Annotated in this window: 1 pseudogene; it reads right to left on the bottom strand. The window is 54.7% G+C overall.

What is annotated here, in order from left to right:
* Nucleotides 1–316: pseudogene (gene ychF, locus KDM89_RS21225) on the bottom strand (redox-regulated ATPase YchF); the annotation flags it as partial.

Below are 316 nucleotides of genomic sequence, written 5' to 3'. Positions count from 1 at the left end.
ATCAGGCGATCCAGGCCTGGCTCTTCCATGCCCATGTCGGCCAGGAAGTCGGCTTTATCGGCATCATCCAGATCAGCGATTTCCGCTTCGATCGCTGCACAGATAGAGACGATAGGCGCGTTCTGAGATTTGGCGTATTCAGTCAGCTGGTCCAGCAAAGGATTATTGGTGAAGCCGTCGTCTGCTACGTTAGCGACATACATAGCCGGTTTAGCGGTGATCAGGCACAGCGGTTTGAGCAAGGCCATCTCTTCTGCATCCAGACCCAGTGCGCGTACTGGCTTGGCATCGTTCAGTGCAGGCATGAGGCGTTCTA

The sequence above is a fragment of the Cognatundibacterium luofuense genome, from assembly GCF_018139685.1.
GTDB classification, from domain to species: domain Bacteria; phylum Pseudomonadota; class Gammaproteobacteria; order Burkholderiales; family Burkholderiaceae_D; genus Undibacterium; species Undibacterium luofuense.
The sequence above is the reverse complement of the archived record's forward strand: the minus strand, read 5'-3'. Positions and strand labels throughout refer to the sequence as shown.